A 24258-nucleotide genomic window follows, 5' to 3' on the forward strand; every position below is an offset into this window, starting at 1 on the left:
GATGATCTCCTCTCTGCACGGCACCGTGCTGCACACGACGCCGGACCAGGTCATCATCGACGTCGGCGGTGTCGGATTCGCCGTGGCGGTCCCCGCAGACGTCGCCCACACCGCCACGGTGGGGGAGAAGCTCCTGCTGCACACGAGCCTGATCGTGCGCGAGGACTCGCTGTCCCTGTTCGGCTTCGCCGATCGCGGCGAGCTGGAGATCTTCAGCCTCCTGCTCAGCGTCACCGGGGTCGGCCCGAAGTCGGCGCTCGGCGTGCTTTCCCACCTCACCGCCGACCAGATCGCGGAGGCGGTGACCGCGGAGGACGACGCGCCCTTCCGCCGCGTGTCCGGCATCGGGCCCAAGACCGCCAAGCTCATCGTCGTGCAGCTCGCCGGCAAGGTGCAGGCGGTCGCCGCGCCGTCGGCGCCTACTGCATCGGGAGGCGCCGACGTGGTCTCTCAGGTCACGGTGGCCCTGGTGGGGCTCGGATGGTCGGAGAAGGTCGCGGCCGAGGCGGCGACGCAGACGGCGACGGAGGCCACCGACGCCGAGCGCGCCTCGGTGGCGGCGCTTCTGCGACGCACGCTGGCGCTGCTCGGTCCGGCGCAGGGAGGCCAGAGCCGTGGCTGACGCCCTCGATCCGACCGAGCCGACCGACGAGTCCGAACTCGCCATCGAGGGCGCTCTCCGGCCATCGAGCCTCGGCGAGTTCGTCGGACAGCAGAAGGTGCGCGGACAGCTGCAGCTCCTCCTGGAGGCGGCTCGCATCCAGTCCCGCCCGGCAGACCACATCCTGCTCGCCGGTCCTCCCGGACTGGGCAAGACGACGCTGGCGATGATCGTCGCCCATGAGAGCGATCGTCCCCTTCGCATGTCCAGCGGCCCCGCGATCCAGCACGCCGGAGACCTGGCCGCCCTGCTGTCGAGCCTCGTCCCCGGCGAGGTCCTCTTCATCGACGAGATCCATCGCATGGCCCGGTCGGCGGAGGAGATGCTGTACCTCGCCATGGAGGACTACCGGATCGACATCATGGTCGGGAAGGGGGCAGGGGCGACCAGCATCCCGTTGGAGCTCTCCCCGTTCACCCTCGTCGGTGCGACCACGCGTTCCGGTCTGCTCCCGAACCCGCTCCGTGACAGGTTCGGCTTCACCGGGCACCTCGAGTTCTACGACGAGGGCGAGCTGGAGCAGGTCATCGGACGCTCGGCCAGCGTGCTCGGCGTCGATCTCCCGACCGACTCACTCTCCGAGATCGCCCGACGGTCCCGCGGCACGCCGCGCATCGCGAACCGGTTGCTGCGGCGCGTGCGTGACTACGCGCTCGTGCACGGCGGCGGTGAGGCGACTCTGACCGGCGTCCAGGCGGCGCTCGACCTCTACGACGTGGATGCGATCGGACTGGACCGTCTGGATCGTGCGGTGCTCGATGCCCTGGTCCGGCGGTTCCGCGGCGGCCCGGTGGGCTTGAGCACCCTCGCGGTGGCGGTAGGAGAGGAGCCGGAGACCGTCGAGAGCGTGGTCGAGCCGTACCTCGTCCGGATCGGCTTCCTCGGTCGCACTCCCCGCGGGCGGGTCGCGACGCCGGAGGCCTACGCCCACCTCGGCGTGGCTCACCCGGACGGGATGCTGAAGTTGGATGACCTATAATCGCTGAAGACTTCCCGGATACCGCTGTGCGCCCAAAGGCTGGTGCGTGCACCTGAGAAAGGCGCCATCCCCATGCCCATGGAATTTGTCCTCTTCGGACTCCTCGCCGTCCTCCTGATCTTCATGATCTTCAACACGCGCAAGCGCACCCGGCAGATGAAGGCCGAGCAGGAGGAGAAGGCGACCAAGACGGTCCCCGGTGCCAAGGTCCTGCTTCAGGGCGGCATCTACGGCACGATCGTCGCCTACGACGCCGACGACCTCGACTCGCCGGCCCTGGTGGAGATCGCGCCCGGCACCGTCATCGAGGTGCACAGCCAGGCGATCCTCCGCATCGTGGAGCCCAAGGACGCTATCGTCGACGCGCCCGTCGACGGCGTGGACGACCACATCGTCGATGAGACCGCCGCGCCCGCGGTGGAGACGCCGGAGGAGACTCGCGCCCGCCTCGAGCGGGACGCCGACGACAAGTAAGACGAAGGCCGTCGCGGCCTCCCGGATCACCGTCCTTCCAGAAAGCTGAACACACGTGGCTTCATCTTCTCCGGTCCGTCACGCCTGGCGGGTCCTCCTCGGCCTGCTCCTCGTGACGGGCGTGCTCTTCGGCATCAATGCGCTGGGTGTGTACGTCTTCAAGCAGAGTTCCTGGACCCCTGAGCTCGCGCTCGATCTGCAGGGCGGCACCCAGATCGTCCTGAGCGCCGAGACGGAGGACGGAGCCGCGCCGACCCAGGAGCAGCTCGACCAGGCCGCGGCGATCATCCGTCAGCGTGTCGACGCCTCCGGTGTCGCCGAGGCCGACATCACGACCGAGGGCGGGCGCAACATCGTCGTCCAGATCCCCGGTGAGGCGGACGAGCAGACGCGTCAGCGTATCCAGTCCAGTGCCCAGCTCGAGTTCCGTCCGGTGCTCTACACCACGGCCGCGAGCACGGAGTTCGTCGGGGAGGACGGCAACTCCACCCCGTACCCGAGCCCGGACCCCTCGCTGAACGCGGAGCCCACGGCCGAGCCCACCGACGCCAGCGACCTGTCGTGGGTCACCGACAAGCTCGCGGCGGAGTTCCAGGCGTACGACTGCGCCAACCCCGCCAACGACCCGTCGAAGGCCCCGAAGGACGAGCCGGTGATCGCCTGCTCGCCCGACGACACGGCCAAATTCATCCTCGGCCCGGCCGAGCTGGACGGCCGCGCGATCACCGACGCGACGGCGGGACGCGACCCGCGCTCCGGTGCCTGGATCGTGCAGCTCACCATGAACGGCGAGGGCGCGGACGCCTTCGGCGAGGTGAGCACCCGGCTCAACCAGAACCGCATCGACGGGCTGTCGCCGCGCGACCAGTTCGCCTTCGTGCTCGACGGCGAGGTCATCAGCGCGCCGCGCATGAACGGCGTCATCCTCGACGGCCGTCCCAGCATCTCGGGCAGTTTCACGCAGGAGAGCGCGACGACCCTGGCCGACCAGCTCAAGTTCGGTGCCCTCCCGCTCAGCTTCGAGGTGCAGAGCTCGGACACGATCTCCGCGACCCTCGGCACCCAGCAGCTCCAGATCGGCCTCATCGCGGGCCTCATCGGTCTCGCGCTCGTGGCGGTCTACTCGCTGCTGTCGTACCGCGCACTCGGGACGGTGATCATCGCGTCGATCGCGGTGATGGCGGTGCTGACCTACATCGTCATCTGCATCCTGGCGTGGCGGATCGGCTTCCGTCTCTCGCTCGCCGGGGTCGCGGGTCTCATCGTGTCGATCGGATTCACCGCCGACTCCTTCATCGTCTACTTCGAGCGCATCCGCGATGAGCTCCGCGACGGCAAGTCGATCACCGGCGCCGTCGAAGACGGCTGGGGCCGGGCGAAGCGGACCATCTACATCTCCAAGTCCATCAACGTCCTTGCCGCCGTGGTGCTGTACATCCTCGCGGACTCGACCGTAAAGGGCTTCGCGTTCACGCTCGGCCTCACGACCGTGATCGATGTGCTGATCTTCGTGATCTTCACCCATCCGGTGATGCAGCTGCTCGCCCGCACCCGCTTCTTCGGCGGCGGGCACAAGCTCTCCGGCCTCGATCCGGAAGCCCTGGGCGCCGTGTACCGGAGCCGCTCGCAGTACCGAGAGGTCGCCACGGCGTCCGCAGGGCGCGGGGCGCGGAACGCACGCTCGCGCGGAGAGGCGGACCGCCGGCAGACCATCGCCGAGCGCAAGCGGGCCGAGGCCCTCGCCGCGGAGAGACAGTCCACCGCCGGAAGGGAGGGAGACAACTGATGGCTTCCATGAATGAGTTCGGCAACAACCTCTACACGGGCAAGACCTCCTTCCCGTTCGTCGGCCGCCGCCGCCTCTGGTTCATCATCGCGATCGCGCTGGTCGTCGGCTCGGCCCTGGTGCCGCTGTTCCGCCCGATCCAGTTCTCGATCGAGTTCACCGGTGGATCGCAGTTCACCGTGGCTGCCCCCGACACCACGGATCAGGACACCGCGACCGAAGCGGTGCAGTCCGTGGTCCCTGGGGCCGCCACCAAGGTCGTCATCGTCAACGACCAGGACGTCCGGGTGCAGACCGACCAGATGACGGAGGCGGAGACGCAGCAGGTCGCCCGCGCCCTCGCCGACGCGTACGGCGTCGAGCCGGATGCCGTCGCCTCGTCGTTCATCGGCCCGGCCTGGGGCGAGAGCGTGACGCGGCAGTCGCTGTGGGGTCTGGCGATCTTCCTCGCGCTGACCTTCCTCATCCTCGCCATCTACTTCCGCACGTGGAAGATGTCGGCGGCCGCGATCATCGGCCTGCTCGACGTGCTCGTGATCACCGTCGGCGTGTACGCCCTCGCCGGGTTCGAGATCTCACCGGCGGCGGTCATCGGCTTCCTGACGATCCTCGCGTACTCCCTGTACGACACCACCGTCGTGTTCGACAAGATCAGGGAGAACACCACCGAGGACGGGGAGAAGACCTCGCGGCTGTTCGGAGAGTCGGTCAACCTCGCGGTGAACCAGACCCTCATCCGCTCGATCAACACTTCCGTGGTGGCAGCGCTGCCGGTCGGTGCGATCCTCTTCATCGGTGCCTTCTGGCTCGGCGCGGAGACGCTGACCGACATCTCGCTGTCGATCTTCGTCGGCATCCTCGTGGCGACGTACTCGACCCTGTTCGTCGCGGCGCCGCTGTATTCGCTGTTCCGCGAGAACGAGCCGCAGATCAAGGAGCGCGACGCGCGTATCCGCGCCGCACGGAGCAAGGCGGCTGTCGACGCCTGACGCCCCCGCCGCGGGGCCGGCCCCCGCTCAGCGCGCGTAGGATTGTCTGATTCGGAGGTGAGTGGATGGCGGAGCCGCAGACGGCGTCGCAGGGTTCGAGTCTGCGACGGCTGGTGCCCCGCATCTTCTCGCGCGCGTCCCGGATCAACGACCTCGACAATCTGATCCGCACTGTCAGGGCCAACCATCCCAAGGGCGACTTCTCGGTCATCTCCCGTGCCTATGCGGTCGCGAAGGAGAAGCACGAGGGGCAGAAGCGGCAGAGCGGCGAGCCGTACATCACGCACCCGCTCGCCGTCGCCCAGATCCTCGCGGAGCTCGGGCTCGGACCGCGGGCGATCGCCGCGGCTCTGCTGCACGACACCGTCGAGGACACGGGCTACGCGCTCACGGATCTGACCGCGGAGTTCGGCGACGAGGTCGCGATGCTCGTCGACGGCGTCACCAAGCTCGACAAGGTCAAGTACGGGGAGAGCGCGCAGGCGGAGACCGTCCGCAAGATGATCGTCGCGATGTCGAAGGACATCCGCGTGCTGCTCATCAAGCTCGCAGACCGACTGCACAACGCCCGCACCTGGGGCTTCGTCCCGCCGGAGAAGGCCGCGAAGAAGGCCAAGGAGACGCTGGAGATCTACGCCCCCCTGGCCAATCGCCTCGGTATCCAGGCGATCAAGTCGGAGCTCGAGGACCTCTCTTTCGCCGTCCTCCACCCGAAGATCTACAACGAGATCCACAGTCTCATCGCGCAGCGCACCCCGCAGCGCGAGAAGTACCTGAGTCAGGTCATCGAGGAGATCGACGAGGACCTCCGTGACCTGCGCATCCGCGGCAAGGTCGTCGGCCGGCCCAAGCAGCTGTACTCGGTGTACCAGAAGATGGTCATCCGTGGCCGCGAGTTCGACGACATCTACGACCTCATCGGCATCCGCGTCCTCGTCTCCTCGGTGCGCGACTGCTATGCCGTGCTCGGAGCGATCCACGCACGATGGACGCCGCTGCCCGGCCGGTTCAAGGACTACATCGCCACCCCGAAGTTCAACCTCTATCAGTCGCTGCACACCACCGTGATCGGCCCCGCCGGTCGCACGGTCGAGATCCAGATCCGCACGCACGAGATGCACCATCAGGCGGAGTACGGTGTCGCCGCGCACTGGATGTACAAGGAGCGCATGAACGGCGGCGGCAAGGCGGAGGTCCGCGCCTCCGACACCGACATGGCGTGGCTCGCGCACATCTCCGACTGGCAGGCTGAAACCGCCGATCCCGGCGAGTTCCTGGACTCGCTGCGGTTCGAGATCGGTGCCAAGGAGGTCTACGTCTTCACGCCGAAGGGACGCGTGATCGGCCTCCCGGCCGGCGCCACACCCGTGGACTTCGCCTACGCCGTGCACACCGAGATCGGGCACCGGACGATGGGCGCCAAGGTCAACGGACGCCTGGTGCCGCTGGAGTCAGAGCTGAAGAGCGGCGACGTCGTCGAGGTCTTCACCTCCAAGAATCCGGACGCGGGGCCGAGCCAGGACTGGCTCGGCTTCGTCAAGAGCACCCGCGCGAGGAACAAGATCCGCGGCTGGTTCACGAAGGAGCGTCGCGAGGAGGCGATCGAACAGGGCAAAGAGGCGATCGCGCGTGCGATGCGCCGGCAGAACCTGCCGCTGCAGCGTCTGATGAGCCAGGACTCGTTCACCGAGGTCGCGCATCAGATGCACTACGAGGACGTCTCCGGCCTCTACGCCGCCGTCGGCGAGGGTCACGTCTCGACGCAGTCCGTGCTGGAGAAGGTCACCGCGCTGGTCGCCTCGGACGAGCCGACCACCGGGGCGATCGACCTGCCGGGCAGCGTCCAGACGCGCGAGTCGCGAGGCGGCGACTCCGGCGTGCTCGTGCGCGGCGCGAACGACATCCTCGTCAAGCTCGCGAAGTGCTGCACGCCCGTTCCCGGTGACCCCATCGTCGGCTTCGTCACGCGGGGGAGCGGTGTCTCCGTGCACCGGGCCGACTGCGTCAACGTGAAGGCGCTCAGCGGCGAGCAGGACCGCTTCGTGGAAGTCTCCTGGGCGCCGACGACGAAGAGCGTCTTCCGGGTGCAGATCCAGGTCGAGGCCCTCGATCGTTCCGGGCTCCTGTCCGACGTCACCCGGGTGCTCAGCGAGCACCACGTCAACATCCTGTCGGCGACCGTCACGACGACGGACGAGCGGCTGGCCCTGAGCCGGTTCGTGTTCGAGATGGGCGATGCGGTGCACCTGGACCGCGTCCTGAACGCCGTGCGGCGGATCGACGCGGTCTACGACGTGTACCGCGTCACCTCTTCCTGACGAGCCGCTCGAGAGCCGCGACGCCGCTGACGCTGCCGGGGACGCGGTGGCGACCTCGGAGGATCTCGATCGCGCCATCGAGCGTGTCGGGCCGGACGTGTGCGAGGGCCTGCATCCAGGGGAGCACGCGGGGATCCCGGTGCAGACCGGTCGCCAGGTCGCACATCGTGCGGACCGGGATCGAGACCCGGATGCCACCGAGCTCCTCGACCTCCCTCGCCGGGATCGCCGTGTCGTGGAAGACGACCCTGGCGTGCAGCCGGGGGCGCACGCGACGTTCCACACAACGTCGCACGTGATGGACCGCCGGCGGTGCATCCCGGGCGCCGTGGATCCACGCGGCGGTCGGACCGCAGGCCGCAGATCCTTCCTGTACGAGGAACGCGATGCTGCTCGCCCTCACGTCGGCAGACTCGGGCAAGTCGGCGGGGATGTACGCGTCGCCGATCTCGACGACATGACCGTCGAGGCGTGCCGCGCAGAGTTCAGCCAAGCTCAAGCGTGAGCCGGGGAGATAGAGCAGAGCGGGGTGCATGTCGCCAGTGTGACGTCATGCACCCCCCTCAGACGGAGATGTCTGGACCTGTGGAGAGCTCAGCCGCCGAGGGCGTTGAGCCAGGCGCGACGGGCCTCGAGGGCGTCCGCGGCCTCCTTGGCGGCCTTGCTGTCGCCGGCCTTCTCGGCGGCGGCCAGCTCGGCCTCCAGCTTCTCGATGGCCTCGTGCAGCTGCGAGCTCATGTCGTTCGCGCGCGCCTTGGTCTCCGGGTTGTTCTTCTTCCAGTCGACGTCCTCGCGCGCCTTGAGCGCCTGCTCGATGACGCGGAGCTTGTCGTCGAGCGCGCGCTCCTTGTCGCGCGGGAAGATGCGGCCGACCTCGTCCCACTCCCTTTGGATGCGGGTGAGCAGGGCACGGGCCCGCTTGATGTTCGGCTCGTCGGCGACCGCCTTGGCCTGCTCGAGCAGAGCCTGCCTGGCCTCGATCTTCGGGGCGGAGTCGGCCTCCTCGGCAGCGGCCTGCTCGGCGCGGGCGGCGTACAGGGCGTCGCCCGCGGCCTTGAAGCGCGCCCAGAGGGCGTCATCGGCCTTGCGACCGGCACGGCCCGCGGACTTCCACTCGTCGAGGAGCGATCGGTACGCGGGGATGCCGTCGACCCCGCGGGGCGCCAGCGCCTCGGCCCGCTCGACGAGACGGGACTTCGCGTCGCGCGCCGCCTTGTGGGCGTCGTCGAGCTCGGAGTAGAACGCGCGGCGGTGCTTGTCGACGACGGCCCTGGCGTCACGGAAGCGCTTCCAGAGCTGCTGAGAGATTCCCTTCGACAGGCGCGGGCCGTTCTGCTGCTGGGACTGCCAGGCCTCGAACAGCTCGTTGAGCTCGGCAGTGACCTGCTTCCACTGCACCTTGCTGAGATCACGGGCGGCGATGGCCTCGGCGCGCTCGACGAGGGCCGTGCGCTCCGCGATGGCCTGGTCCACGAGCTCCTTCGCCTGCTGCGCCTCCTGGGCCGTGGCCTCGGACAGCGAGGCGGTCAGGGCGGTGAGACGGTCGCGGAGTCCGGCGAGGTCGCCGACGGCCGCAGCGTCCGTGGCCTCGTCGATGAGGTGGGCGGCCTGCTTGGACAGGTCGCTCGCCGAGGCGCCGCCGGCCTGGTGGCGCTGCTCCAGCGCGACGACCTTGAAGGCGATGTCGTCGTACTTGCGGACGAAGTAGGCGAGGGCCTCGTCGGGGGTGCCGTCCGGATACTGACCGACGACGCGCCAGGTCTCTCCCTCGCGCACCTCGACGGTGCCGTCTTCGGACACGCGGCCCCATTCACCGGCGGACGAGACCGGGGTCGGCTTCGCGGCGGGCGCGGCGACGGCGGCCGGGGTGGGCGTCTTCCGCGGCATCGGCACGGCGGGCGGGGTGGGAACGGGCGGGGTCGGCTTCGCGGGCTCGTTGGCAGACACGGTGATTCTCCTTGCGCGGTCACGCCGCGGGAGGCGGAAAGGACGAGGCTCAGCCTAGTACGCCCTCTTCGATCCGCGAGACCCCGTCTTCCCGCCGAGACCCCGCGTTTCGTGCGTGAACGAGGCGGGGTCTCGACGACGACCCGGGGTCTCGGCGGATCGGGACGTTACCGTTTCGTGAGCAGAACGTTCGACGCAGGAAACACTCCGCGTCATCTCCGGGTAACACAGCGCTCCTATCGTCGCGACCACGACAGTCCCCAGGTCGACAGGAGTTCCATGGACGACAGCGCAGAGCAGACGGCCGAGCTCCTCGTCGTCGGAGCGGGGATCGCCGCGCACCGTTTCGTCGCGCGGATGCTGGAAGACCCGGAGCGGGACGTGCGGATCACGGTGTTCGGTGACGAGGGGCGGCTACCCTACGACCGCTCCGGGCTGGCGCGGGTGGTCGCCGGCGACGCGGCGTCGGGCATCGATCTCGACCGTGCCCCGTTCCGCGACGATCGGGTCCGGTTGATCGACGACGACCGGGTGCTGCGTATCGACAGGGCGGGACGCCGCGTGCGGACCCGGTCGCGTCGCTGGTACGACTACGACGCGCTCATCCTGGCGACCGGGACCCACGCCCGGCCACTCGAGGTGCCAGGCATCCGCGCCCGAGGGTCCTTCACCTTCCGCTCGATGGAAGACGCACAGACGCTGCGCGCGTTCCTCGCCATCCGCGCGACGGAGCTGCCGCGTGCCCTCCGAGCGGTGGTCGTCGGCGGCGACGAGACAGGGGTCGACGTCGCGCTCGCGTTGAATGAGGCCGGAGTGCAGACGACCCTCGTCGCCACCACGGATCGACTGCTTCCCTCCGTGCTGTCTGCATCTGCGGCGGCGTCCCTGCGGCGGGTCGTGGAGGCACGCGGGATCACCGTGCGGACCCGGACGCGGCTGACGCGCGTCGATCCCGACGAGGCCGGTGCCGTCACCGCGGTCGAGTTCCAGGACGGGACCTTCGCCCGGGCGGACCTCGTCGTGACGACCGCCGCGCGGGCCAGGGACGAACTCGCGCTCAACGCCGGCCTCCCGGTGCGCCAGAGCGGAGGCGTGATCGTGGATGCCGACGGGCGGACGGAGGACGAGCGGATCCTCGCCATCGGGGATGTCGCGGTGGGAGCCGTCCAGCTCGAGCGGGGCGTCGAAGCTGCATGCTCCTCTGCGGGCCGTGCCGTCGCCGCGCTATGCGGCGCTCCGCTCGCGGACCCCGGACCGCGGCGCTGGTACGGACGGCCCGGTGGTATCGACCTTGCCGTCCTGCGTATCGACGACGTCCGTGAGCCGGTCTTCGCCGTCCCACTACCGGCCCTCGACGGACGCCGGTTCGGAGAGATCCTGCTCTCCGAAAATGCGCGTCAGGTGTACGGCGCGACGACGATCGGCGAACCGGGTGAGCCATGGCTAACCCGGCTTTCGCGCGATGACACCGATCGGCGCACGGAGGTTCGTGTGCTTCTGGCGCCACCTGCGTCCGAGCACCGGGCGGAGAAGTGCGGTCACGGTCTCCTGACGCTTCCGCTGGACGCGCTGAGTGTCGAGCTGGATCGCCGGGGGATCCGGACCTTCCCCGATGCCCTGGCCGCAGCGGGGGAAAGCCGTGACTGCGGGCCCTGCCTCCGCCGTCTGGCGATCGCGCTGCTGCAGCGTGACCCCGCCCCTGCCGACATCCCCGACCGCCGACCGGGCGTCCGCCTCCGCGGTACGGCGGCCGCTTCCGTCGTGGACGTCGAGCTCGGGAGGGAGATCGACGCTGCGCTCCTCCTCACGATCGGCCGCCTGGCCCAGCGTCACGACGCCACGATCGGTCTCGGCGAGGGGACGATCACTGTCGGGGGGATCCGGGACGGCGACCTCCCGCGGGTGCTGGCGGGCCTCCGGGCCGCAGGCGCGGTGATCCAGGGCCTGGAGCCGGAAACCGGCGGGCGCCAGCCGGTGACACCGCTGGTCGGACCCGCGGAAGGGGGAACCCGCCGGCGTCGCGACGTCGACCACAGCGGTACCGGGACGGCGGCGGGAGTGCGGTCCGCAGAGGGGGCGAGATGAGCGCGCCCACCCGCGCGGCCCCGGCACTCGTGGGTTCCCGCATCGCGATCGCCGAGGCGACACGGCCGGTGCGGCCCGAGCCCGTCGATGCCGACGCGCTTCTGCACGCGCTCACCGGCAGCGGGTCGGAGGTCGTGCGGATCGTGTCGCTGCGCGATGCTCAGGCGATCCCCGCCGGCACGAAGCGAACGGCACATCGCATCGCGACCGGACAGGTCGACGCCGTGCTGTTCCCCGCCGCCGAGGGTGTGCCGGGTCTCCTGGCGATCATCGAGCGCCTCGGCATGCTCGACGCGGTGCGCGCCCGCGCGCGGGCTTCGCGATTGCTGTTGGCGACGGCCGACCCGACCGCGACGGCTCAGTTGGCGGAGCTCGGACTGGTTGCGTCCACAGCGTGCGGGCCGACGGCGGAAGACCTCGCCCGCACGGTCATCGATCACTTCGCCCGCGCAGGACAGGAACGGCGGACGGACGTCGGCGACGTGGCGGTGCGCAGCGGGGGCGTTCTCATCGACGGCGCGTTCGTCCCGCTCTCCCGCGGAGCCGTGAGCGTCATGGAAGCGCTGTTCGTGGCCGACGGGCGCGTGCTCAGCCGGACGGAGATCGGGCAGGTGCTCCCCGGCGGGCGGCGGAGTCCTCGAGCCGTCGAGGTCGCTGTGGCGCGGCTCCGGGAAGCCCTCGGCGACGTCGACCTCGTGCAGACGGTGGTCAAGCGGGGCTATCGACTCGCCGTGCTCGACGACTGATCCCGCCGGATCGGTTCACTCCGAGGGAGTGGCGGGTGCGGTCGGAGCCTCCGTCGGTGCCTCGGTCGGCGCCGGCGACGGTTCGATCGACGAGGATGGAGAGGGGGACGGCGACGGTTCCGGTGTGGTCACCTGCGCGTGCACCACCTGGCTGACGATGGCGCCCACGACGATGAGGGCGCCGACCGTGATCGCGATGGCGTTATCGCGGGTGCGTCGGCGGATCTGGTCCTGGTGCCAGCGGGTGCGAGCGGCGTGCAGCCGAGCGCGCTCCGCCTCGGTGCGTGTCTGCGCCTTCTTGGAACCGCGTGCGGCCATGCCCTGCTTCTCCCGTCCGACGCCGGTCCACGACGTCGCCTGAGAGCCTACCGGGGCGCCGACCTCGCCTCGTGTCCCCGGCCGCCGTTAGCCTGGAGGAATGTCCTCTCCCTCCGCCCTGCTCTCCGGGCAGACACCGCTCGCCGTGCGCATGCGTCCGGTGTCGCTGGACGAGGTCGCGGGACAGCGTCATCTGCTGCGGGCCGGGTCGCCCATCGTCGCCCTCGCCGACCCGGAGGCCAGCTCTCCCGGTGCGGTGTCGATCATCCTCTGGGGTCCGCCGGGCACCGGCAAGACCACGCTCGCCCAGGCCATCGCCCGCTCCTCCGGCCGCCGGTTCGTCGAGCTCTCGGCCATCACCGCCGGCGTGAAGGACGTGCGGGAGGTCATGCAGGAGGCGATCACGCAGCGTGACCTGTACGGGCAGACGACGATCCTCTTCCTCGATGAGATCCACCGCTTCACCAAGGCTCAGCAGGACGCCCTGTTGCCCGGCGTGGAGAACGGGTGGGTCATCCTCATCGCGGCCACCACGGAGAACCCGTCGTTCTCGGTGATCTCGCCCCTGCTGTCGCGCTCGCTGCTGCTCACGCTGCAGCCGCTCACCGATGACGACATCGGCGTGCTCGTGGACCGCGCGGTGGCGGATGCCCGCGGACTCTCCGGTACGGTCGCGCTCAGCGACGAGGCGCGGTCGGCCCTCATCCGCCTCGCCTCCGGGGACGCCCGTCGCGCCCTCACCGGGCTGGAGGCCGCCGCTGCCGTGGCGCTCTCGCACGCCGCCGCGGCCGAGGCCGAGGACGGCGAAGACCGGGAGACGGTCGTCCCCGAGGTCACCGCCGACGACGTGGCGCAGGCCGTCGACAAGGCTCTGCTCCGCTACGACCGCCAGGGCGACGAGCACTATGACGTCATCAGCGCCTTCATCAAGTCGATCCGAGGCTCCGACCCGGACGCGGCGCTGCACTACCTCGCCCGCATGATCGAGGCGGGGGAGGACCCACGGTTCATCGCCCGGCGGCTCGTCATCTCCGCGTCCGAGGACGTGGGGCTCGCCGACCCCCAGGCGCTCGGCATCGCGGTGGCCGCCGCCGACGCGGTCGCCTTCATCGGGATGCCGGAGGGGCGCATACCGCTCGCGGAGGCCACCGTCTATCTGGCCACGACCGCGAAGTCCAACGCCGCCTACGTCGGCATCGATGCCGCCATCGCCGACATCCGCGCGGGGGGATTCGGGCGCGTGCCCCTTCACCTCCGCGACGCGCACTATCCCGGAGCGAAGCGCCTGGGCCACGGCCGCGGCTATCGTTACGCGCACGACAGCGAGTTCGGGATCGTGCCGCAGCAATACCTGCCGGACGAGCTCGACGGGCGACACTACTACGAGCCGAAGAACCTCGGCGCGGAGCGCGACATCAGTGCCCGGCTGGAGCGCATCCGCCGCATCCTCGGCGACCGATGACCCGACAGCCGCGGCCGACTGTCGCCGTCTGTTAGACTTGAGCGGCTCGAAACCGAGTTTTCGGGCATCTCCTCGTTCACACCCCACCTCGACGGCACCCCGGCGTGCGCCCCGAGGCAGAACGCGGTGATACGTCCGTCGGACGTGAAATCCACGTCCACGTCATCGGAAGGATAACTTCGTGGTCACGAAGTCCCAGGACCGCCGCAAGGTGCGTCTCAGCCGCGCCCTCGGCGTGGCCCTCACCCCCAAGGCCGCCCGCTACCTCGAGAAGCGTCCCTACGCTCCGGGCGAGCACGGCCGCACCAAGCGCAAGGCCGACAGCGACTACGCCGTCCGTCTGCGTGAGAAGCAGCGTCTGCGCGAGCAGTACGGCATCCGCGAGAAGCAGCTGCGCATCGCGTTCAACGAGGCCCGTCGTCAGGACGGTCTGACCGGTGAGAACCTCGTCGAGCTCCTCGAGATGCGTCTCGACGCCCTCGTCCTGCGTTCGGGCTTCGCCCGCACCACGGCACAGGCGCGCCAGCTCGTCGTGCACCGTCACATCCTCGTCGACGGCCAGCTCGTCGACCGCCCGTCGTTCCGTGTGAAGCCGGGTCAGCTCATCCACGTCAAGCCCAAGAGCGAGGGCCTCGAGCCCTTCCAGGTGGCGGCCGCCGGCGGTCACGCCGAGGTCCTGCCGGCCGTTCCGGGCTACCTCGAGGTCGAGCTCGACAAGCTCCAGGCCCGTCTGGTCCGTCGTCCGAAGCGCGCCGAGGTCCCCGTGACCTGTGAAGTGCAGCTCGTCGTCGAGTACTACGCGGCCCGCTGATCCAGCGGAAGAGCATCAGGCAGGAGGCGTCGGGGTTCCCGACGCCTCCTGTCGTTTCCGCCTACGATGGAGAGACCGCGCCTTCGCGGCTCTAGGGCAAGGATGACGACATGAAGAATGTGCTGTGGTTCCTGATCGGCGTGATCGGCGGCTTCGTCGCGGCTCACTTCATGAACAAGGACCCGCGGGGCCATGACATCCTGGCCGACGTCGACGCCCGCCTCAACGGCCTCGCCGCGATCCTCAGCGACGCGTATCGCGAGCAGGAGGCTCGGCTGACCGAGCCGGGCGAGAACTGACCCCCCGCACCAGCGCCTCGGCGCGCCCCCTCACGCAAGGACATCCGGCACTCCTATGAAAACTGCGGAAATCGCGCAGCGCTACCTCTCCTACTTCGAGAAGAACGACCACCTCATCGTCCCCTCGGCATCCCTGGTCAGCGACGACCCGTCGCTGCTGTTCACGGTCGCCGGCATGGTCCCGATGATCCCGTACCTCACGGGCGTGGTCCCGGCGCCGCACCCGCGCATCGCCGACCTGCAGAAGTGCATCCGGACCAACGACATCGAGGAGGTCGGGCGCACCGCGCGTCACGGAACGTTCTTCCAGATGCTCGGCAACTGGTCGTTCGGTGACTACTTCAAGGAAGGCGCGATCCGCTACGCCTGGGAGCTGCTCACGAGCTCGGAGGCCGACGGCGGCCTCGGCTTCGACGAGAAGGACCTCTGGGTCACCGTCTACGAGACCGACGACGAGGCCGAGGCGATCTGGCGCGACATCATCGGACTCAAGCCGGAGCGGATCCAGCGCCTCGGCCGCGCGGACAACTACTGGAACACCGGCCAGCCCGGTCCCGGCGGACCCGACTCCGAGATCTTCTTCGACCGCGGCCCTGCCTACGGCAGGGATGGCGGTCCCGCGGTCGACGACTCGCGGTTCCTGGAGATCTGGAACCTCGTGTTCATGCAGGACTTCATCGAGAACATCCGCGGCAAGACCGAGTTCGACATCGTCGGCGAGCTGCCGATGAAGAACATCGACACCGGCATGGGCCTGGAGCGCGTCGCGTTCCTCAAGCAGGGCGTCGAGAACATGTACGAGACCGACCAGGTGCGTCCGGTCCTCGACCGCGCCGTCGAGCTCTCCGGCCGTCGCTACGGCGCCGTGCACGAGGACGACGTCCGTTTCCGCGTGATCGCGGACCACGTGCGCTCCTCGCTCATGCTGCTCTCCGACGGCGTCCGCCCGTCGAACGAGGGCCGCGGCTACATCCTGCGGCGTCTCATGCGCCGGACCGTGCGCGCCATGCGTCTGCTCGGCGTCGACGACCCCGCGTTCCCCGAGCTGTTCGCCGCGTCCCGCGACGCGATGAAGTCGGCGTACCCGGAGCTGGAGCGCGACTGGTCCGTGCTCTCCTCCGCGGCCTTCGCCGAGGAGGAGACGTTCCGGCGCACCCTGGCGCAGGGATCGACCATCCTCGACCTCGCGCTGGATGAGACGAAGAAGGGCGGCGGGAAGACCCTCAGCGGTTCCGAGGCGTTCCTGCTGCACGACACCTACGGGTTCCCGATCGACCTCACCCTGGAGGTCGCCGAGGAAGCCGGACTCGACGTGGACCGCGCCGCGTTCGACTCCCTCATGCAGGAGCAGCGGCAGCGCGCGAAGGACGACGCCCGCAACCGCAAGCGCCAGCTCGCGGACGTCTCGGTGTACCGCGACCTGCGCGCGCTGGGCGAGACGGGCTTCGACGGCTACACGGCCCTCGAGGTGGAGTCCCGTGTGCTCGGCCTGCTCGTCGACGGCGCGCCGGTGCGCAGCGCCGCCGAGGGGCAGATCGCCGAGGTCGTCCTCGCCGAGACGACGCTGTACGCCGAGTCCGGCGGTCAGGTCGCCGACAAGGGCACCATCGTGGGCCCGGGCTACGAGCTCGAGGTCCTCGACGTGCAGCGTCCGGTCCCCGGGCTGATCAGCCACACGGTCGAGGTCTCCCGCGGCACGGTCGCGGTCGACGACATCGCGACGACGATCGTCGACGCCGCCAACCGCCGCGCCGCCCGCCAGGCGCATTCCGCCACCCACCTCGTGCACGCCGCCCTCCGCGACACGCTCGGTCCGACGGCCACGCAGTCCGGATCGCTGAACCGCGCCGGGTACATGCGATTCGACTTCGCCTGGTCGCAGGCGCTGTCGGCGGACACCCGCACGGAGATCGAGGAGATCACGAACCGCGCCGTGCAGGACGCCCTCGAGGTCACCACCCGCATCGTGACGCTCGACGAGGCCAAGGAAGCGGGCGCCATGGCGCTCTTCGGCGAGAAGTACGGCGACGTCGTGCGGATGGTCGACATCGGCGGCCCGTGGTCGCGCGAGCTCTGCGCCGGCACGCACGTGTCGACCAGTGCGGAGATCGGCCTGGTCAGCGTGGTGGGGGAGTCGTCGGTCGGCGCCTCCAACCGCCGGATCGAGGCTCTCGTCGGCGCGGATGCATTCCGTGAGCTTGCGGCGGAGCGGGCCCTCGTGTCGCAGCTCACCGCCTCTCTGAAGACCCCGCGCGAGCAGCTCCCCGAGCGGATCGCCGATCTCGCCGCGAGCCTCAAGGCCGCGGAGAAGCGCATCGCGCAGTTCGAGGCGAAGGAGCGGGCGGGGCGCATCCCCGCCATCGCCGAGGCCGCGACGCGGGTCGGAGACTTCCGCGTGGCGGCGCAGACGCTCGGTGAGGTGGCCTCGGCCGACGACGTGCGTGAACTCGTCAACGGCGTGCGCGACCGGCTGGGTTCCGACCCCGCGGTCGTCGCGCTCGGTGCGGTCGTCAACGGTCGCCCCGTCGTCGTCGTCGCCACGAACGAGGCTGCGCGCGGTGCCGGTGCGAAGGCGGGTGCGCTCGCGAAGCGCGCCGCCGGTGTGCTCGGCGGAGGCGGCGGCGGTCGGGATGACGTCGCCCAGGGCGGCGGGACCGACGCGGAGGCGCTGCCCGCCGCGCTCGAGGCCGTCTCCCAGGAGCTGCGCGGCGCGTGAGCGGTTATCGCCGCGGGGTCCGGCTCGGTATCGACGTCGGCCGGGCCCGCGTGGGCGTGGCTCGGTCCGATCCGGACGGCATGCTGGCCGTCCCCGTCGAGACCGTGCCGCGCGACGAGCGCTCACTCACGCGCATCGCGGAGCTGGCTGCGGAGTACGAGCCGCTGGAGATCGTCGTCGGGCTGCCGGTGAACATGCAGGGCGCGGACACGCCGTCGACGGTCGATGCGCGCGAATTCGCGGCGGCGCTCCAGGCACGCAGCGGCGTGCCGGTCCGCCTCGTCGACGAGCGTCTGAGCACCGTCTCCGCGCATGCCGCGTTGCGGAGTTCTGGGCGATCACAGAAGAACTCTCGTAGCATTGTGGATCAGGTCGCCGCCGTGGTGCTGCTGCAGCAGGCGATCGACACGGAGAAGAGCACCGGAAACCCGGCCGGTGCCCCGGTCCCCGTTGACGAGGAGCCCGCCTGAACATGTCCGAACGCGAGAGCCGTGCGCCCGAGCACGAGCAGAGCACCCGGTTGGGGGATCTGTTCGAGAACCTTCCCGCTCCGTCCCCGCAGGTCCCGACCGCCGGAGATGACACGCCGGCACCCGGATCCCGCCGTGCGGCCAGGGAGGCCGCCGCGCGCGAGCAGGACGCCCCGCCCGCTCCGGACGCCGGTGTCGCACCCGGTGTCGATGTGCCCGCCCGCCCGGTCTCGGCGGCGACCACCGCGGATGCTGCCACGACCGACCACCGGCCGCGGGCGGATGCCGCAGACGCCGAACCGGTCGTGACGCGAGCGATGCCCGTCGCCGCCACGAGCGCGGACGAGGCCCCCGCTCCGGGCCCGCGCCGGTCGACCGGCACGGAAGACCCCGCACCGGCGCTGGGCGGCGGACTCGACGAGATCTTCGCCGCTCAGGACGACGGCCGTGATCACGGCGCGCCGACCAAGAAAAAGCGCCGCAAGGGCTGCCTCATCGCCCTGATCATCGTCCTCGTCATCCTCGGTGGCATCGCCGCGGGAGGCGTCTGGGTCGCGAACACCTTCGGCGACCGCATCGCAGACGCCATGGGCTGGGGCGAGCCGAAGGACTGGGAGCCGGGCCAGGCGAGCGGCGAGGTGCTCGTCACGATCAAGGAGGGCGACACGGGAGGCCCGGTGTCGACGGCGCTGTACGAGGCCGGCGTCACGAAGACCGAGGACGTGTTCTACGACTACCTGATCGACGAGAACATCGCAGTGACCTTCTATCCCGGTGTCTATCGCCTGCAGGAGAAGATGACCGCCGAGGACGCCCTGGCCGCGCTCCGCAACGAGGAGAACAAGCTCGAGAACACCGTGTCCATGCCGGAGGGTGGGACGATCGACTCGGCGCTCCCATCCATGGCGGAGACTCTCGGCATGCCGCTGGCCGATCTCGAGGCGGCCGTCGCCGATCCGTCCGCGTACGGCGTGCAGGCGCAGAGCCTGGAGGGATGGTTGTTCCCCGCCGTGTACACGTTCGACCCCGAGGTGACCGCGACTCAGGTCATCCAGCGCATGGTCGACCGGACACGCGAATCGCTCGCTGCCGCCGGCGTGCCGGACGAGGACGCGCAGCGGATCCTCACGATCGCCTCGATCATCCAGCGCGAGGGCCGCACAGACGACTTCGCCAAGGTGTCCCGCGTGATCCAGAACCGCCTCGACGATGACATGCTGCTTCAGATGGACTCGACGGCGCAGTACGGGTACGGCTCCCTGCATGAGGGCGTGGTCTCCAGCTCGGCGGAAGCTCTCGAAGACCCCAACGAGTGGAACACCTACGTGCACAAGGGCCTCCCGGTCACGCCGATCGCGAGCCCGAACGATGCCGCGATCGATGCCGCGATGCACCCCGCAGACGGGTCGTGGATCTACTTCGTCACCGTGAATCTCGAGACCGGCGAGACGCAGTTCTCGGAGACTCTGGCGGAGCACGAGCAGGGTGTGGAGAAGTGGCGCGACTGGTGCCGCGCGAACCCCGACGCCGGTTGCTGACGCCGTGAACCGGAGGAAGCTGGCGGTCTGGGGTGACCCGATCGGGCACTCCCGGTCGCCGGCCCTGCACGCCGCGGCCTATGCCGTGCTCGGGCTGGACTGGGAGTACGGGCGCCGCCAGGTCGGCGCGGAGGGCTTCGCCGATGCGGTCGAGGGGCTCGACGACTCCTGGCGCGGCCTGTCCCTGACGATGCCGCTCAAGGAGGAGGCGTACCGATACGCCGCCACCCGAGACGCCCACGCGGAGGTGACCGGCGCGGTCAACACGCTCCTGCTCTCCGAGACACCGGCGGGGTTCAACACCGACGTCGGCGGGATCGTCGACGCACTCGGCGATGCCGGGATCCGCGAGATCGGGACGGCGCGGATCCTCGGCGCCGGAGCCACGGCGGCCTCGGCCCTCGTCGCCCTCGCCGACATGGGGGCGACACGGGTCGAGGTCGCCGCCCGTCGGCCGGAGCGGGCCGCGGGGCTCGTCGGGATCGGGCAGCGACGCGGCGTCGTGGTCACCCCGCGACCGCTCGACGAGGCGGACGGCGCCGTCGACCTCACAGTGGCGACCCTGCCCTCCGGCACCGCGCTGCCGCCGGAGAGTGCCGCCCGTCTGGCCGAGACCGGCGGCGCGCTGTTCGACGCCGCCTACGCGCCGTGGCCGTCCGCACTGGCGGCGTCATGGGGCGCGGCACCGGTGGTCTCCGGGCTCGGGATGCTGCTGCATCAGGCGGTCCGGCAGATCCGGGTCTTCGTGCACGGCGACCCGGTCTCACCGCTTCCGGACGAGGACGCGGTCCTCGCCGCGATGCGCGCCACCCTCTGAGCGCCGCCCGACGAAACGCGGCACGGCGCGGGGGGAAACGCATGGGAGACTAGAGCACATGCTCCGCGTGCTCACGGCCGGCGAATCGCACGGCCCAGAACTCATCGCCGTCATGGAGGGTCTGCCCTCCGGCGTCCCGGTGTCGTCCGAGGCCATCCAGGCCGACCTCGCCCGCCGCAAGCTCGGCTATGGACGGGGCTCCCGGATGAAGTTCGAACAGGATGAGCTCACCATCTCCGGTGGCGTCCGGCACGGGAAGACGCTGGGCAGCCCCATCGCCCTGCGCATCGGCAACACCGAGTGGCCGAAGTGGATCGAGGTCATGAACCCGGAGCCGGTGGAGCTCACCGACCGCTCGCGCGGTCGTGGCGCGCCGCTGACCCGGCCGCGTCCGGGCCACGCCGATCTCGTGGGCATGCAGAAGTACGACTTCGACGAGGCCCGTCCGATCCTCGAGCGTGCGAGCGCCCGGGAGACCGCCGCCCGCGTGGCGCTCGGCGCCGTCGCCCGCTCCTTCCTCGGTGAGCTCGGCATCCGGCTCGTCAGCCACACGCTCTCCATCGGCCCGGTGCGCGTGCCGGATGGCGCGGCGCTGCCGACCCCGGACGACGTCGACGCGCTGGACGCCGACCCGCTGCGGTGCTTCGACCCCGCGACCTCGGCACTCATGGTCGCGGAGGTGGACGACGCAAAGAAGGACGGCGACACGCTCGGCGGCATCGTCGAGGTCCTCGCGTACGGCCTCCCCCCGGGCCTCGGGTCCCACGTGCACTGGGACCGTCGCCTGGACGCCCGACTGGCCCAGGCGCTCATGAGCATCCAGGCGATCAAGGGCGTGGAGGTCGGCGACGGCTTCGAGACCACACGTCGCCGGGGTTCGGCCGCCCATGACGAGCTCTTCGCCACCGCCGACGGCATCGCCCGCGGCACGGACCGCGCCGGCGGCACCGAGGGTGGCATGTCCACGGGGACCGTCCTGCGCGTGCGGGCGGGCATGAAGCCGATCGCGACCGTGCCGCACGCGCTGCGCACGATCGACATCGCGACCGGCGACGAGGCGACCGCGCACCACCAGCGTTCCGACGTCTGCGCCGTGCCCGCGGCAGGCGTCGTCGCGGAGGCCATGGTCGCCATCGAGCTGGCCCGCGCCGTGTTGGAGAAGTTCGGCGGCGACAGCATCCGCGAAACGCGCCGCAACCTGGAGGGATACCTCGAGGGCATTCCCGAGGAGCTGCGCACGGCCCCCGCGTCCGAGGCGGCGCTCATCGCGCATGACGAACGAGGCTGAGCCGCTGACGCTGGTCCTCGTGGGACCGATGGCGTCCGGCAAGACCAGTGTCGGGCGACGGGTCGCGCGGCGTCTGGGGGTCGCCTTCATCGACACCGACAAGCGCATCGTCGCCGCGCACGGCCCGATCCCGGAGATCTTCGCCACGCACGGCGAGGCGCACTTCCGGGAGCTCGAGCGCGCGGCGGTCCGTGAGGCTCTCGCCGAGGGCGGCGTGATCTCCCTCGGCGGCGGCGCGGTCACGGACCCGGAGACGCGCGCGCTGCTGCGTGCGCACCCCGTGGTCTTCCTCACCGTGAGCGAGGCCGCGGTGGCCGACCGACTGCGCGGCGGGACGCGCCCGCTGCTGGCGGGCGAGGACCCGGTCGAGAAGTGGAAGCGCATCTTCGCGGAACGGCGAGGATGGTATGACGAGGTGGCGTCGACCACGTTCGACACCTCACGGCGTCCGATGCAGCGCATCGCGGACGAGATCGTGGCATGGAGGAGAGAACAGCGATGAGCACGACGACCATCAGCGTCACCGGGAACGACGCCTACGACATCACGATCGGACGGGGGATCCTCGACCAGGTGTCGGCGGCTCTCGCGCCGGGCGTCCGCAAGATCCTCGTCGTGCACCCGCCGACTCTCGCGGCCCGCGCCGCCGAACTCCGCGACCGACTCCTCGCCGACACCGCCGATGGCCCGCGCGAGGTGCTGCTCGCCGAGATCCCGGATGCCGAGCAGGGCAAGCGCATCGAGGTGGCCGCGTTCTGCTGGCAGGTCATGGGTCAGGCGGACTTCACGCGCACGGACGCCGTCGTCGGCTACGGCGGGGGAGCGGTGACCGACCTCGCCGGCTTCGTCGCGGCGACCTGGCTGCGCGGCATCCAGATCGTTCAGGTGCCCACCACCGTGCTCGGCCTCGTGGACGCCGCCGTGGGCGGAAAGACCGGGGTCAACACAGCGGAGGGCAAGAACCTCGTCGGCGCCTTCTGGGCACCGCGCGCGGTGATCGGCGACCTCGACGAGCTGGGCAGCCTGAGCCCCAACGAGGCCACTGCGGGGTTCGCGGAGGTCGTCAAGGCCGGCTTCATCTGGGCGCCGGAGATCCTCGACATCATCGAGGCCGATCCCGCGCGCGCGGTCGACACCACGACGGAGGAGTTCCGGCGGTCCGTCGAACTCGCGATCGACATGAAGGCGCAGGTCGTCTCGGACGACTTCCGCGAGGCCGGACAGCGCGAGATCCTGAACTACGGCCACACGCTCGGCCACGCGATCGAGCATGCCGAGCGGTATCGCTGGCGGCACGGGGCGGCCATCTCGATCGGCATGCTGTATGCCGCGGAGCTGTCCCGGCTCGCGGGGCGGCTGTCTGACGCCGCGGCGGAGCGCCACCGCACGATCCTCGAGTCGCTGGGCCTGCCAACCTCGTACCGTGCCGGAGCCTGGCCGCAGCTGCTCGCCACGATGCAGCGCGACAAGAAGAGCCGCGGCGGCATGCTCCGCTTCATCCTGCTGGACGACATCGCCAAGCCCACCGTGCTCCAGGCGCCCGACGAGTCGCTGCTCTTCGCCGCGTATCAGGAGATCGGCGCATGAGCATCGCCGTCCGGCGCATCACGCCGGAAGACTGGCGGGAGGTGAAGGCGCTGCGGCTGCAGGCTCTCGCCGACCCCGCCGCGCCGATGGCCTTCCTCGACACCGTCGAGCACGCCGCCGCACAGCCCGACCGCTTCTGGCAGGAGCGCGCGGCGAACGCCTCGGGTGACGCGGCCGCGGCGCAGTTCGTCGCGATCGCCGACGACGGCACCTGGACCGGGACGATCACGCTGCTCCCGCATCGTGAGCAGCATGACGCCGGCCTGGTCGTGGGGGTCTACGTGGCGGATGCGCACCGCGGTGCGGGCGTCATCGATGCGCTCCTCGACGCCGCGGCCGCCTGGGCCCGCGATCGCGGCCTCCTTGCCCTCGTGCTCGAGGTCCATGTGGACAACGAGCGGGCGCAGGCTGTCTATCGTCGACTCGGCTTCGTCCGGACCGGCGAGATCGAGACCTCCGGCTTCGGTCGGGAGTGGGTCATGCGCCGCGGACTGGCCGACACGGGGAGCGTGCCCGCATGACCGCTCCGCGTCGGCTGCTGCTCGTCAACGGCCCCAACCTGAACCTCCTCGGCACTCGCGAACCCGAGGTGTACGGCACGGCGACCCTCGCCGACGTCGAGCGGATCACCGCCGAGGCCGCCGCGGCGTTCGGGTTCGAGGTGCGGGCGCTGCAGAGCAACCACGAGGGCGTGCTCATCGACGCGATCCACGATGCGCGGGCGGACTGCGCGGGCATCGTCATCAACCCGGGCGGACTCACCCACACGTCGGTGGCCCTGCGCGACGCGCTCACCGGCGTCGCCCTGCCGTTCGCCGAGGTGCACATCTCCGACGTCTACGCCCGCGAGGAGTTCCGTCACCACTCGTTCCTGCACGACGTCGCCGCGGTCCGTGTCATCGGACGCGGCGTGGAGGGCTATGCCGAGGCCGTCCGGGAGCTCGTCGCGCAGCTCTGAGCGCGCGGG

The 24258-nt window shown here is 70.4% G+C and carries 23 protein-coding genes; 20 read left to right on the plus strand and 3 right to left on the minus strand.

Annotated features, from left to right (window positions below; all coding sequences use genetic code 11):
• Position 1: 1 nt before the first annotated feature.
• The 6 genes from ruvA (at position 2) to CYL12_RS03715 (ending at position 7207) form a co-directional block, all read left to right on the plus strand.
• The gene (gene ruvA / locus CYL12_RS03690) at positions 2–622 is read left to right on the plus strand and encodes a Holliday junction branch migration protein RuvA (RefSeq protein ID WP_101845633.1); all 621 of its coding nucleotides are present in this window, start codon (positions 2–4) and stop codon (positions 620–622) included.
• A complete protein-coding gene (gene ruvB, locus CYL12_RS03695; RefSeq protein WP_101845635.1) occupies positions 615–1640 on the plus strand; it encodes a Holliday junction branch migration DNA helicase RuvB in 1026 nt (341 codons plus the stop codon). Before ruvA ends, ruvB begins: the two co-directional genes overlap by 8 nt.
• A 72-nt stretch (positions 1641–1712) precedes the next feature.
• Positions 1713–2114 (plus strand): preprotein translocase subunit YajC, encoded by a 402-nt coding sequence (locus CYL12_RS03700; protein WP_353615394.1) that lies wholly within the window; start codon positions 1713–1715, stop codon positions 2112–2114.
• Between the two features lie 55 nt (positions 2115–2169).
• Positions 2170–3900 (plus strand): protein translocase subunit SecD, encoded by a 1731-nt coding sequence (secD, locus tag CYL12_RS03705; protein WP_101845637.1) that lies wholly within the window; start codon positions 2170–2172, stop codon positions 3898–3900.
• Entirely contained in the window at positions 3900–4889 is a 990-nt protein-coding gene (gene secF, locus CYL12_RS03710) for a protein translocase subunit SecF (protein WP_101845639.1), read from the plus strand. Before secD ends, secF begins: the two co-directional genes overlap by 1 nt.
• 65 nt (positions 4890–4954) lie before the next feature.
• A complete protein-coding gene (locus CYL12_RS03715) occupies positions 4955–7207 on the plus strand; it encodes a RelA/SpoT family protein (protein WP_101845640.1) in 2253 nt (750 codons plus the stop codon).
• Here CYL12_RS03715 and CYL12_RS03720 read toward each other — a convergent pair.
• Together CYL12_RS03720 and CYL12_RS03725 are read right to left on the minus strand one after the other, a co-directional pair.
• The gene (locus tag CYL12_RS03720; RefSeq protein ID WP_101845642.1) at positions 7194–7742 is read right to left on the minus strand and encodes a type IV toxin-antitoxin system AbiEi family antitoxin; all 549 of its coding nucleotides are present in this window, start codon (positions 7740–7742) and stop codon (positions 7194–7196) included. The two genes, CYL12_RS03715 and CYL12_RS03720, sit on opposite strands and share 14 nt — an antisense overlap.
• A 59-nt stretch (positions 7743–7801) precedes the next feature.
• Complete coding sequence (locus CYL12_RS03725; protein ID WP_233486830.1) at positions 7802–9154, minus strand: DUF349 domain-containing protein; 1353 nt, start codon at positions 9152–9154, stop codon at positions 7802–7804.
• A 279-nt stretch (positions 9155–9433) separates the two neighbouring features.
• Here CYL12_RS03725 and CYL12_RS03730 point away from each other — a divergent pair, with 279 nt between their 5' ends.
• Both CYL12_RS03730 and CYL12_RS03735 read left to right on the plus strand, forming a co-directional pair.
• Positions 9434–11239, plus strand: a complete 1806-nt coding sequence (locus tag CYL12_RS03730) for an FAD-dependent oxidoreductase (RefSeq protein WP_101845644.1) — start codon at positions 9434–9436, stop codon at positions 11237–11239.
• Positions 11236–11985, plus strand: a complete 750-nt coding sequence (locus CYL12_RS03735; protein WP_101845646.1) for a winged helix-turn-helix domain-containing protein — start codon at positions 11236–11238, stop codon at positions 11983–11985. Before CYL12_RS03730 ends, CYL12_RS03735 begins: the two co-directional genes overlap by 4 nt.
• 15 nt (positions 11986–12000) lie before the next feature.
• On the opposite strand, the gene CYL12_RS03740 is transcribed toward CYL12_RS03735, so the two are convergent.
• Positions 12001–12303 carry a hypothetical protein gene (locus CYL12_RS03740; protein WP_101845648.1) on the minus strand — a complete coding sequence of 101 codons (303 nt, stop codon included), beginning with the start codon at positions 12301–12303 and terminating at the stop codon, positions 12001–12003.
• Between the two features lie 100 nt (positions 12304–12403).
• Between CYL12_RS03740 and CYL12_RS03745 the strand changes: the two genes are divergently transcribed.
• The 12 genes from CYL12_RS03745 to aroQ all read left to right on the plus strand — a co-directional run bounded on the left by CYL12_RS03745 (position 12404) and on the right by aroQ (position 24249).
• Positions 12404–13765 carry a replication-associated recombination protein A gene (locus tag CYL12_RS03745; protein ID WP_101845650.1) on the plus strand — a complete coding sequence of 454 codons (1362 nt, stop codon included), beginning with the start codon at positions 12404–12406 and terminating at the stop codon, positions 13763–13765.
• A 181-nt stretch (positions 13766–13946) separates the two neighbouring features.
• Positions 13947–14576, plus strand: a complete 630-nt coding sequence (gene rpsD / locus CYL12_RS03750; RefSeq protein ID WP_025103514.1) for a 30S ribosomal protein S4 — start codon at positions 13947–13949, stop codon at positions 14574–14576.
• Positions 14577–14686: 110 nt separating this feature from the next.
• Positions 14687–14875 carry a hypothetical protein gene (locus CYL12_RS03755; protein WP_101845652.1) on the plus strand — a complete coding sequence of 63 codons (189 nt, stop codon included), beginning with the start codon at positions 14687–14689 and terminating at the stop codon, positions 14873–14875.
• 55 nt (positions 14876–14930) lie between these two features.
• Positions 14931–17591, plus strand: coding sequence for an alanine--tRNA ligase (gene alaS, locus CYL12_RS03760; protein WP_101845654.1), 2661 nt, complete (start codon positions 14931–14933; stop codon positions 17589–17591).
• The gene (gene ruvX / locus CYL12_RS03765) at positions 17588–18061 is read left to right on the plus strand and encodes a Holliday junction resolvase RuvX (RefSeq protein WP_060923676.1); all 474 of its coding nucleotides are present in this window, start codon (positions 17588–17590) and stop codon (positions 18059–18061) included. Before alaS ends, ruvX begins: the two co-directional genes overlap by 4 nt.
• Before the next feature lie 2 nt (positions 18062–18063).
• Positions 18064–19599, plus strand: coding sequence for an endolytic transglycosylase MltG (mltG, locus tag CYL12_RS03770; RefSeq protein WP_101845656.1), 1536 nt, complete (start codon positions 18064–18066; stop codon positions 19597–19599).
• 4 nt (positions 19600–19603) lie between these two features.
• Entirely contained in the window at positions 19604–20416 is an 813-nt protein-coding gene (locus tag CYL12_RS03775) for a shikimate dehydrogenase (RefSeq protein ID WP_101845658.1), read from the plus strand.
• Between the two features lie 58 nt (positions 20417–20474).
• Positions 20475–21704, plus strand: coding sequence for a chorismate synthase (gene aroC / locus CYL12_RS03780; protein WP_101845661.1), 1230 nt, complete (start codon positions 20475–20477; stop codon positions 21702–21704).
• Entirely contained in the window at positions 21688–22206 is a 519-nt protein-coding gene (locus CYL12_RS03785) for a shikimate kinase (RefSeq protein ID WP_101845663.1), read from the plus strand. Before aroC ends, CYL12_RS03785 begins: the two co-directional genes overlap by 17 nt.
• Entirely contained in the window at positions 22203–23291 is a 1089-nt protein-coding gene (gene aroB / locus CYL12_RS03790) for a 3-dehydroquinate synthase (protein WP_101845666.1), read from the plus strand. The genes CYL12_RS03785 and aroB overlap by 4 nt, the downstream gene beginning before the upstream one ends.
• On the plus strand, positions 23288–23812 hold the full coding sequence (locus CYL12_RS03795; protein ID WP_101845668.1) for a GNAT family N-acetyltransferase: 525 nt from the start codon (positions 23288–23290) through the stop codon (positions 23810–23812). Before aroB ends, CYL12_RS03795 begins: the two co-directional genes overlap by 4 nt.
• Complete coding sequence (gene aroQ, locus CYL12_RS03800) at positions 23809–24249, plus strand: type II 3-dehydroquinate dehydratase (RefSeq protein ID WP_101845670.1); 441 nt, start codon at positions 23809–23811, stop codon at positions 24247–24249. The genes CYL12_RS03795 and aroQ overlap by 4 nt, the downstream gene beginning before the upstream one ends.
• The last annotated feature ends 9 nt before the right edge of the window (positions 24250–24258 follow it).

Source organism: Zhihengliuella sp. ISTPL4 (assembly GCF_002848265.1).
Classification (GTDB): Bacteria; Actinomycetota; Actinomycetes; order Actinomycetales; family Microbacteriaceae; genus Microbacterium.